The following is a 9,394-nucleotide window of genomic DNA, read 5'->3' on the forward strand; positions in this document are numbered from 1 at the left end:
CCGCCCGGCGCGCTTTCGTTTTGCGGGTCAGGCTATTCCGCGGGCGGTCAGGGCACGCGCTATTTCCGAACGCACCATCTTGCGCAGGTTCCGGGTCACACGCTCGCCCATCGGGCCTTGCAGTTCTTCGCGCAGCACATCGCGGATCAGTTCGCGCAGCAGCGCTTCGTCCGACCAGGCATCGGCAGGCATAGGCTCTTGCGCCTTGGCTGCGGGCTCGGTCCAGGCCAGTTGCGCCGGATCGTCGCCGTCGGTGTCGTCGCCGATGAATGGGGCTTCGGCGGCGGAGTCGTCTTCGGGCAGAGGATCGAACCCGGGCCGCAGGTCGCCCGGCGCGGGGGCTTCATCCTCGAAATCCTGGTTCTGGCGCGCCATCAGCGCCTCCAGTTCTGCCAGGCGGCCGGCCAGGCCATCATCTGCCGGTTCAGGCTCGGCCGTCGGGTGGATGGGCTCGGGGTGCACGCGCAGCGCAGGCGTCAGGACCAGCCGTGGCACAGAGGGGCGGACGGGGGCCGACGCAGCAACCGCGGCCGGACGCAGATCATCGGAGACCAACCGGCGGATCGAGGAAAGCACATCCTCGATCTCGGCATTGCTGATGCGTTCGGTCATGTTCTGCCCTGCCCCGGGATTTTTCCAAAGCATAGCCGCGAAGTCGTTGCAGCACAACCGGACCCGCGGTGCCGGCCCCGTTGCGGATCACTTCTTGCCGATGGCTTCCAGAACCCGGTCCAGCCGCTTGCCCTGCGCCGAAGTGGCCGGGGCATTCTTGACCGCGTTGTAATAGGAGGTCACGTCATAGGTTGCGATGCCGAGCTTGAGGTGATCGACGGTCAGATACCCCATCGCCGCCAGCAGGCCATAGGTGGCGATGTATTCGTTCGTCACCGCGGTCAGCCGCTGCGCTTGCGCATCGAGCAGCTCCTGTTCCGCATTCAGCACGTCCAGCGTGGTGCGTGCGCCCAGCTTGGCCTCCTCGCGCACGCCGTCATAAGCGGTGCGGGCCGCGACGATCTGGCGGTCTGTGGCCTCGATCGAGGTGCGCGACACGCTGCGCTGTGCCCATGCCTCGCCCACCGACTGCTCGACTTCGGCCACCGTTTGCTGCAAGGCCGCCCGCGCCGCATCGCGCCGCGCCAGTGCTGCGCGGTAAACCGACGACAATCCGCCGCCCTGATAGAGCCGCTGCGACAAGGTCAGCGTCACCGCGTTGGTCGACAGCCCCAGGTCGTTCTTGCCCACCGTCGCCTCGCCCACCAGACGGGGCCCGAGTCGCGCGGCGGCGCGTTGCAGGTTGAGCTCGGCCGCGGCCAGTTCGTGCTGGCGCTGCTTGATGGCGAAGTGCTGGCTGCGCGCGATTCGCTTGGCCTCGTCGACCGATTGCGCCGTCACCGGCGGGCGCGGCGGGTTCGACAGGCGGCCGGGGCGCTTGCCGATGGCGAGTTCGTAGGTTTCGCGGTTCACCAGCACATCGCCTTCGGCCGCCGACAGTTGCGCGCGCGAGGCCGCAAGCCGGGCCTCGGCAATCGCCACATCGGTCCGGGTGATCTCGCCCAGATCGAAACGGTCCTGCGCCGCTTCCAGTTCGCGCGTCAGCACCCGGACGTTGCCTTGACGCAAGGCCACGATGTCTTCGGACAGACGAAGCCGCATGTAGGCTTGCACCGCACCGAACAGCACCTGGTGCTCCACCCCGATCAGCGCCTGCCGGGTGGCCAGCACCTGTTCCTTGGCCGCCGCAATGCCCAGCTTGCCGGCCCCGCCATCATAAAGCGTCAACTGTGCCGACAGCCCCACCGACAACGAGATCCCCTCGCTGATGCGGCTGGGGTTGAGGATATTGGGGCGCTGCTGGTTATAGACGTAGGACGACCGCAGCACGAAATCCACAACCGGGCGCAGTGCGGAAACGGCGTCTGCCACGCCTTCGTCCGCAGCCCGCAGCAAGGCGCGGTTCTGGTCCAGCAGGTTGGAATTGCGATAGGCCGAAACCAGCGCATCGCCAAGGGTTTCGGCCCGCAGGCTGCCGGCCGCCCCGAGCGCCACCAGCGCGCCCACCAGGATCGCTCTTGCCGTTCGCAACGTCATGGATCGTCCTTTCAGGTCGCGGCCGGTCGGCCGATCACAGCGCAAAGGCGCGTTTGCGGGCAAATCCCGGCAGAACCGGCGCGGCGGCGTTGAAGGCATCGCGCCAGACCATTCCGGTGGCTGTCCTGGTGCCGATGCGCACAACACCCAAGGCACCTTGCATGAACAGCGCACCGATGCGCCCGCCCACCTTGAGCTGCGCCATCAGCGGCTCGGGCAATTCCTCAACCCCGCCTTCGACCACGATCACGTCGAAAGGCGCATGGCGGGCAGAACCCGCCACCAGGTCGCCCGCGATCACGGCGACATTGTCGACCCGTTCGGCCGCAAGCGCGGCCTGCGCCTCGGACGCCAGCGGCTCGCTCTCGACCGCCACGACGGCTTCGGCCATGCGCGCGATCACCGCCGCAGAGTAACCGAGCCCCGCCCCCACATCCAGAACCAGCTCGTCGCCGCGAATATCCAGCGCGTCGAGCAGCTTGGCAAAGCTGCGCGGTTCCAGCAGCACACGACCGGGCGCAAGGATGAGGTTTTCGCCGACATAGGCGGCCTCGCGCAGATCGGCTGGCACGAAGTTTTCCCGCGGAACGGCAAGCATGGCGGCAATCACCGGATATTTCGTCACGTCCGAGGGTCGGACCTGCGTATCGACCATCATGACGCGGCGGGCTGCGAAATCCGACATGGGCGAGCCTTCAAGTCTGTTGAATCCACAAGTGTCTTGCCACATCGCGCAAGCGGGGGCAACCGCTGCGCGGCCTACAGTCGAGACGAGATGATGCCCGTGGCGAAACCGCCCATCCTCAGCTCTCCGAACAGGCGCTGGTATTCCATCTTGGGGCAAAGATTCTCGATGACCCTCAGCCCGCGGGCCTCGGCCACGGCGCGCGCCTCGGCGTTTTCCACGCCGATCTGCATCCAGACCGTGCGCAGCTGCGGCAGATGCGCCAAAGCCTCGGTCACGATGGGCACCACCTGATCCGACCGGCGAAAGATGTCGACCATGTCCACCGGCACCTCGGCCGGAATGTCGCGCAAGGCGGCAACAACGGTTTCGCCCAGCAGGGTTTCGCCGGCGTGACCCGGATTGACCGGAATCACCCGATACCCCTTCAGCGCCAGATACCGCGCGACGTAATAGCTCGGCCGCACCGGGTTGGGCGAAATCCCCACCACGGCAACCACGCGGGTCGTGGTCAGCACCTCGCGCAGAAAGGCGTCGTCGGGCCGGCTCATTGCGGCACCCGGCCAAGAAAAGGGCGCCCGAGCGTTGCCGCCGGGCGCCAGTGCCGGAACGAGGGACAGTGTGACAGGCCGCGGAGGTTCCGGATCCGCGCCTCTCGCTGTAAATAGGTATCACCTTTCGCCGAAAAAGCCTTCTGACACATGTGTGATTACCCCCGCGACACTTCGTAAAGCGCGACCGCCGCCGCGTTCGACACGTTGAGCGACCCGAAATCGCCGGCATGAGGAATGCGCACCAGCGCATCGCAGGTTTCGCGGGTCTTTTCGCGCAGGCCGGGGCCTTCGGAACCCAGCACGAGGCCGATGGGCCGGCCATCCGCCTGCGCCACCCCTTGCGCCAGCGTCAAGGGGGCCTGCCCGTCCAGCCCCAGCAGAAGATAGCCCATGCCCTTGAGCGCGATCATGGTTTCCGCAAGGTTCGTCACCCGCAGGTAGGGCTGACGTTCCAGCGCCCCCGAGGCGGTCTTGGCCAGAGCACCGGTTTCGGGGGCCGAATGGTGGCGCGGCGCAATCACCGCACGCGCGCCGAACACCTCGGCCGACCGCAGCACGGCGCCGACGTTGTGCGGGTCGGTCACCCGGTCCAGCAGCACGACCAGCGCCCGCCCCGCGCCGCCGGCCGCCACATCCTCGGGCCGGCCCCAATCGAGCGGCCGAACCTCCAGCGCGGCCCCCTGATGCACCGACTCGGGGTCGATGGGCGCCTCGAACTTGCGCGGGTCCTGCATTTCGGGCGTCATGCCGCTGGCGGCAATGGCCTCGGCCAGCTTGTCGGCAGCATTCTTGGTGACCAGCAGGCGCAAGCGTTCGCGCGCCGGGTTCATCAGCGCATCGCGCACGGCGTGCAGCCCGAACAGCCAGACGGTTTCGCGGGCGTCGTCGCGCCGGGCGCGTTCCTTGTCGATCACCCAGGCGGGTTTCTTCATCGTGTTTCTCCTGACCGGCCCGCAGGATGCGCGCTTGCCGCCGTCGGCGCAAGAGGGGCGCATGATGCGCGTTTCTGCCCTTGACGCCCCCCGGCGTCTTGAGTATTCCCGCCGCCAGTGGGCGACGTGCTGCAAGGTGCGGCAGCGGACTGTAACTCCGCCGGGGAGACCTATGCCTGGTTCGATTCCAGGGTCGCCCACCATCTTTCTTTTTCATCCAATCATATCAACGCCCTACGGGGCAGTTTTGTAAAACTGCGATGCGGGTTTTACAGTTTATGTTCCCGCCTCCTTCCTTCCAGCGCCGCGACGGCACGTTCCGCTAGGTGGATTCGGTTCGCCGCGACGGTGTTGCGAGAGACTTCGGCAAGCGTCTCGTGCCCGCTGATCGCCATGATTTCATGCGCGCTGCATCCGGCTTCTGCGAGTCTGCGGCACGACGCCTTGCGCAACCCATGCGGGGAAAGGCCATCCGGCAACAGCCGCTTGCCGTCCGCGTCGACGACAGCTTCCACCAGCTTTCGAAACCAGTTGGTGAAGCCCTCTGGCGTCATCGGCTTGCCGCGTTCCGACATGATGAAAGTCAGATTGTCCTTCGGCCGAGCGTCCAGAACCGCGCGCAAGTTCGGGTGCAGGGGTATACTGACTTCCTTTCCGGTTTTCTGTTGAACGATCGACAGGACGCCCGCCCGCACATGCTGACGGCCCATGCGCACCACGTCGCACCGCCGCTGCCCCGTGGATATCAACAGACAGAACGCCAGATGCGCCCGGCTGCCCGGCTCGTGATGCGCAAGAAACGCTTCAATGTGTTCCTCTTCCCATGTGGCAAAGCCTTCCGTGCGGTGCCGCAGTTTCTTGAAACCCGCAGTCGGATCGTCGCGCCGCCAGCCCAGATCAATCGCATGGGCAATCAGCGTTCGCAGCAGGCGCAGAGGGCGGTTGGCCGCGTCTGGTGTTGCCGCCTTTTCAGCCATGACCTTCTGAATGTGGCGCTTTTCCAGACGCGCGACGCGCTTGTCCCCATGTTCGGCGCGAAAGCGTTCGAGGATGTTGCGAACCGCGCGCTTGGTGGCGTTGGCCATGCCGCTGTAATCCGCGCTGCGGTAATGGCTGGCAGTCAAGGCTGCGATGCTGCCCGGCAGGGTCTGTTTCTTGCCGATCTCTGCCTTGTCGCCTTCCAAGGCGGCGGCATATTCGGCGATGGAGTGCGGGAATCAGGGCAGGCCCGGAAGGGCGCGGCGCGCATAGCAGGGGCGGCGGAAATCCCATCGCGGCTTGCCGTGGCGGTCTATCATCCCCCGGCAGTATTTCGGCGGTCGTCTGAGTTGTTTCATGCAATCAATCCCAATCGTTCGCGTCTGCGTCGATGCAGTCGGAATTGTCGGTCGACACGCGGTGGAATGCCAAGTCGACTTCGAACCTGTCCCAGACATTGCGAACGCCGATCCGCTTGGGGCGGGGCATCTGTCCCGCTTCAACCAGTTTGTCGAACAGGGTTGTGCCGATGCCGATGTAGCCCGCTGCCTCTGTGCGAGAGAGGCCGCGCTTGGCTGGCATCTGCATCACGGGGGAACGGGCTGCATCGGTCATCGGTTGCGCCGCAGAAGCCCGACAGGCGCACCTTGATCGAGGCAACACCGGCCCCAGCCGCTTTCACGGCAACGCCGATCTTGGTATTTCCGGACGCCGTGACTGTTGCCAGCTTGAACGTGCTGTTCCAGTAGATCGCCACGCCCAGGGTGGCAACATCCGCGCCAACCTTGGGCAGTTCCCAGACGCCAGAGGTTTTCGCGTCGACCGATGCGCCGGAAGCCGCGTCACCTTGGGCAACGCCGATGATCGCGCCCGCGATGACCACGCCGCCAGAGGTGACCACCGCGGGGGCGGGAATGGTCAGGGTATAGCCTGCCTGAATGAAGTTCTTCGCCAGGTCAGAGACCTTTGCTGAAATTGAAGTTAATCGAGGTGGACAGGCGATTGCCGCCCATCCGCCGAATTTCGGTGTCGCGAGAGGCAAGCGCGGCTGCCAGTTCGAATGACTGGGGCCTGTGCCGAATTTTGTGGCTGACGCGTTTTCCTACGTCATTGGGAAGCGATCTTCGAACATGATGGCGCGCCGGCTTCTGACAGCGTGCCATTCGCGCACCGAGCGCTTCCACTCGGTGGAGGTAGCATTGAGTGCCAGATAGATCAATTTCGCCGCAGCGTCGTCGGTTGGGAAGTGGCCCCGGGTTCTGACCGCGCGGCGGATTTTCGAGTTCAGGGCCTCAATGGAATTTGTGGTGTAGATCAGCCTGCGCACCTCGGGCGGGTAGTCGAGGAACGGGATGACCTCGTTGCAGACCCGCCGCCAGCTGGGCGCGATCGCCGGATACCGCCTGGCCAGATCGCCATCTTCGAACTCTGACAGGGCCAGGTCGGCCGCGTCGGCATCCACCGCCGTGCAGATCGCCCTGAGCGCTGCGGCGACGGCCTTGCGGTTCTTGTAACTGGCGAAGTTCATGGAATGGCGCAGCAGACGGACGATACAGGTCTGAACCCGCGTCTGGGGAAGGCCGCCTCGATCGCCTGAGGGAAGCCCTTCGGCCCGTCCACGAAGGCGATCAGGATGTCCTGGCCCCCCCCAGTTTCGCAGGTCGCCGAGGATCTTGGCCCAGAACTTCGCGCCCTCATTGGCCTGGAACCACAGGCCCAGAACATCCCGCGTGCCGTCCGGCAAAACCGCCAAGGCCACGAAGAGCGCCTTGTTCGAGACCGCCCCGTCGCTGCGGATATTGACCCGGATCGCGCCCATGACGACGATCGGGTAGCAGGGCTCCAAGCGGCGGTTCTGCCATGCGGTGACCTCCTCCATGACCGCGTCGGTGATCGCCGAAATCAGGCTGGGCGAGGCCTCGACGCCTGAGATCTCCTCGATATGACTCTGGATCTCGCGGGTCGTCATCCCCCGGGCCTACAGGCTGACGATCTTGCGGTCGAACTCGGTAAAGCGGCGCTGATATCTGGCGATCAGCAGCGGATCGAAAGAGCCGTTCCGGTCGCGCGGAATGTCCAGAATGACCTTGCCGCTGTCGGTGGTCACCGTCTTCTGGCTACGCCCGTTGCGGCGACTGGGGGATGGTTCTGGCCCTCAGGCGCTTCCTCGGGGACTGCGGGGCGTGAAGTTGGTGATCTCGGACGCCCACGAGGGCATCAAGGCGGCCGTCTCGAAGGTTCTCAGCGCCCCCTGGCAGCGGTGCCGCGTCCATTTCCAGCGCAAGGCCCTTGCCCATGCCGGGAAGGGCGGCGCGTCGTCTCCGCCTTCATCGCCACCGCCTTTGCCCAGGACACCGCCGTGGCCGAGCAGAGCCGGCCCAAGGTGCCCAGGCTGGCCGGGCTGATGGACGAGGCCGAACACGACGTCCTGGCCGACATGTCCTTTCCCAGGGAACACCGGGCCAAGCTGTACTCGACGAACCCGATCGAGCACCTGAACGGCGAGATCAAGCGCCGCACCGACGTCGCCGGCGTTCGGCCTCGCCCCTCGAACCGGTGGCAAGGCGGGCCTCACTGCCCAACGATCAAGCCATCGTCCACCTCGTCGGGGCTCTGCTCCTCGAACAGAACAATGAATGGACCATTCGGCGTGCCCGCGACAAGACGCCGGAAACCATCGCACCGACAGGCGTTGGTGCCGTCATCAGCCTGCCCACAGCGGCATCCTGCTCAAGCAGGCCCGTGCCGAGCACCACGGTGACGATCAGTGCCCGCTACACCACTCAACGGAACAGCATCCAGTGCAGTTCCTCTTTTCGAGGCCCCGAAGGGTTTGACAGATCGGACGAAAATTCAGCAATTTTCAACGAACCGCTTGTAGCAGGGTTTACATTGCAAAGCCTTGACCAGCCTTGAAAACCGCACCATCGGGTCGCCCACCATCCTTTTCTCCCGACATGGTGCCGGGTCGCGGTTTCGGCCGTGATGCGGCAAGGATGGTTTCTGTACCAGCCTGCAGGAAAGGCACCTCGACAGCGGCTGTCAGGCTTGCGCGGGCGCATCGCCCTGCCCCAGCCGTTCCAGCGCCCAACGCGCGGCATCGGCCACGGCCGCGTCGGCATCCGCCAGCCGGGCCGCCGCCACCTGCGCCAGATCGCCCCGGCCCGAATTGCCGATGGCATACATCACGTTGCGCACCAGCCGGTCGCGGCCGACGCGCTTGATCGGGCTGCCGGAAAACCGCGCACGGAAGGCCGCGTCGTCCAGCGCCGCCAGCTCGGCCAGCAGCGGAGCACCAACCCAGGGGCGATAGCCGATATCCCGGGCCGCCATCGCGAACTTGTTCCACGGGCAAACCGCAAGACAATCGTCGCAGCCATAGATCCTGTTGCCCAGCAAGGGGCGCAGCCCGGCATCCACCGGCCCCTTGTGTTCGATGGTCAGGTAAGAAATGCAGCGCCGCGCATCCAGCCGGTATGGCGCCGGAAAGGCCCCCGTGGGGCAAATGTCGAGACAGGCGGTGCAACTGCCGCAATGGCTGGTTTCCGGTTCATCCGCCGGCAGGTCCAGCGTGGTAAAGATCGCGCCGAGGAAAACCCAGTTGCCGAACCCGCGGCCCAGCAGGTTGGTGTGCTTGCCCTGCCAGCCCAGACCGGCAGCCTGGGCCAGCGGCTTTTCCATCACCGGGGCCGTATCGACAAACACCTTGATCTCGCCCCCCGCCTCCGCCAGCAACCAGCGCCCCAGCCGCTTCAGGCGCCGCTTGACCAGGTCGTGGTAGTCCTTGCCTTGCGCGTAAACGCTGATGGCGCCCCGGTCGCGCTCTGCCAGAACCGCCAGAGGGTCGGATTCGGGGGCATAGCTTTCCGCCAGCATGACGACCGACCGCGCCTCGGGCCACAGCGCTGCGGGGTTGCCGCGCCATGCCATGCGTTCGGCCATCCACCCCATCTGGCCGTGCAGGCCTGCGGCGACAAAATCCGCCAGCCGTCCGGCGGCTTCGGGAATGCTGTCCGGGCGGCAAACGCCCATCGCAACAAAGCCTTCTTCCAGCGCGCGCGTCTGCAGACGGTCCTTGAGCTGGCGCATGGCGTCATCCTGACCAGGCTTTTGCGGGGTTTCCCAAGGGGGGCGGTCCGCCCCCCTTGGGGCGGGGG

The 9,394-nt window shown here is 65.8% G+C and carries 8 protein-coding genes, 1 tRNA gene and 2 pseudogenes; 2 read left to right on the forward strand and 9 right to left on the reverse strand.

Features of this window, described 5'->3' with window-relative positions:
- Positions 1-27: 27 nt before the first annotated feature.
- From ACK4S2_RS14915 to rlmB, 5 genes are all read right to left on the reverse strand, one after another.
- Positions 28-612, reverse strand: a complete 585-nt coding sequence (locus ACK4S2_RS14915; protein ID WP_409626111.1) for a hypothetical protein — start codon at positions 610-612, stop codon at positions 28-30.
- Between the two features lie 87 nt (positions 613-699).
- Positions 700-2,088 carry a TolC family outer membrane protein gene (locus ACK4S2_RS14920; RefSeq protein ID WP_409626113.1) on the reverse strand — a complete coding sequence of 463 codons (1,389 nt, stop codon included), beginning with the start codon at positions 2,086-2,088 and terminating at the stop codon, positions 700-702.
- A gap of 34 nt (positions 2,089-2,122) precedes the next feature.
- Positions 2,123-2,773, reverse strand: a complete 651-nt coding sequence (locus ACK4S2_RS14925; RefSeq protein WP_409626116.1) for a protein-L-isoaspartate O-methyltransferase family protein — start codon at positions 2,771-2,773, stop codon at positions 2,123-2,125.
- A 74-nt stretch (positions 2,774-2,847) separates the two neighbouring features.
- Positions 2,848-3,324, reverse strand: coding sequence for a CoA-binding protein (locus ACK4S2_RS14930; RefSeq protein ID WP_409626119.1), 477 nt, complete (start codon positions 3,322-3,324; stop codon positions 2,848-2,850).
- Between the two features lie 158 nt (positions 3,325-3,482).
- Positions 3,483-4,259 carry a 23S rRNA (guanosine(2251)-2'-O)-methyltransferase RlmB gene (gene rlmB / locus ACK4S2_RS14935; protein WP_409626122.1) on the reverse strand — a complete coding sequence of 259 codons (777 nt, stop codon included), beginning with the start codon at positions 4,257-4,259 and terminating at the stop codon, positions 3,483-3,485.
- Between the two features lie 119 nt (positions 4,260-4,378).
- Here rlmB and ACK4S2_RS14940 point away from each other — a divergent pair.
- Positions 4,379-4,462 (forward strand) — tRNA-Tyr (locus ACK4S2_RS14940).
- 66 nt (positions 4,463-4,528) lie between these two features.
- Here the strand turns inward: ACK4S2_RS14940 and ACK4S2_RS14945 are convergent.
- The 3 genes and pseudogenes from ACK4S2_RS14945 to ACK4S2_RS14955 form a co-directional block, all read right to left on the reverse strand.
- A complete protein-coding gene (locus tag ACK4S2_RS14945) occupies positions 4,529-5,443 on the reverse strand; it encodes a tyrosine-type recombinase/integrase (RefSeq protein WP_409626125.1) in 915 nt (304 codons plus the stop codon).
- Between the two features lie 293 nt (positions 5,444-5,736).
- Entirely contained in the window at positions 5,737-6,279 is a 543-nt protein-coding gene (locus ACK4S2_RS14950) for a DUF2190 family protein (protein WP_409626128.1), read from the reverse strand.
- 60 nt (positions 6,280-6,339) lie between these two features.
- Positions 6,340-7,344: pseudogene (locus ACK4S2_RS14955) on the reverse strand (IS256 family transposase).
- Between ACK4S2_RS14955 and ACK4S2_RS14960 the strand changes: the two are divergent.
- A pseudogene (locus ACK4S2_RS14960) lies at positions 7,319-7,964 on the forward strand (transposase); the annotation flags it as partial. The pseudogenes ACK4S2_RS14955 and ACK4S2_RS14960 overlap by 26 nt on opposite strands.
- Positions 7,965-8,279: 315 nt before the next feature.
- Here ACK4S2_RS14960 and queG read toward each other — a convergent pair.
- Positions 8,280-9,326 carry a tRNA epoxyqueuosine(34) reductase QueG gene (gene queG / locus ACK4S2_RS14965; RefSeq protein ID WP_409626131.1) on the reverse strand — a complete coding sequence of 349 codons (1,047 nt, stop codon included), beginning with the start codon at positions 9,324-9,326 and terminating at the stop codon, positions 8,280-8,282.
- Positions 9,327-9,394: the final 68 nt, after the last annotated feature.

It is taken from the genome of Gemmobacter sp., assembly GCF_046292685.1.
GTDB lineage: Bacteria > Pseudomonadota > Alphaproteobacteria > Rhodobacterales > Rhodobacteraceae > Wagnerdoeblera.